Origin of the sequence: Aequorivita antarctica, assembly GCF_007997155.1 — a bacterium.
In the GTDB taxonomy this organism is placed as follows: Bacteria; Bacteroidota; Bacteroidia; order Flavobacteriales; family Flavobacteriaceae; genus Aequorivita; species Aequorivita antarctica.
Window position 1 is genome coordinate 1 of sequence record NZ_VORT01000048.1, and the last position, 817, is coordinate 817.

At 36.7% G+C, this 817-nt stretch carries 1 protein-coding gene; it reads right to left on the minus strand.

What is annotated here, in order from left to right:
- Window positions 1-97 precede the first annotated feature (97 nt).
- Window positions 98-544 (minus strand): hypothetical protein, encoded by a 447-nt coding sequence (locus ESU54_RS17680; RefSeq protein WP_111846095.1) that lies wholly within the window; start codon window positions 542-544, stop codon window positions 98-100.
- Window positions 545-817: the final 273 nt, after the last annotated feature.

The window sequence follows — 817 nt, forward strand, 5'->3', positions numbered from 1 at the left end:
CCCCTCTTTTTAACGGTTCCAAATTCTGCCCATTCCCAACGCTGAACTAAAAAACAAAATCGCTTAAAGCGGCTTATATGGGTTGGGTTTTTATAAATTATGGGGTTGTGCAACGGTTACCATTGTTGGGGGTAGTTTTTATTTTCTGTTTTTTGAACCATTCATTTGATTGTCCGCTAAAGAGGATAATAAGAACATATAACTGAATTAACATTTGAGCAATCGAAACGATTCCAATTAAAGGACTCATTTGAAATTCATTCGAAATGATTAAAGGAAATCCTAACATTCCGATTACGAACAGAACTAATAAAGTAATTCTCGCCCAATTTTTGCCTTTTCCAATTTTGTAACCGAGAAATCCGATTATAACAATCGTTATTATACCAATCGTCAAAGATTTGGGGTCAGAAAGGATTTTTTGATTTGTCATAGTTTCATAGAGAGCGGACTTTATCAGTCCGACCAAAAGTGAAACGTAAACCAAGATTGAAGCTTGTTTAATTTTCTTTGGTACTTCTGTATTGTAGGTTTCTATTTCCAAACTGGTTACTTTTTTTTAAATTACCCCAGCGTTTAGTATAACCGCAGTTACGGGATTAAATTTAATGTTTTTCGGAGAAGCACCGACGGTAGCAATTACGCGTGGATTCGGACGCAGTCGAATCCGCCGTAATTGCGGTTATACATTGTGCCTGTTGCACAAGTTACCAATTTTCCTTAATTTCATGGTATGCAAGGAAAAAAGATCTACCAAGAAAAGCTCTTCAACGATTTCCGTTTGAGTGAGCGCGTTCCAGCGCACAATTTTTATCGA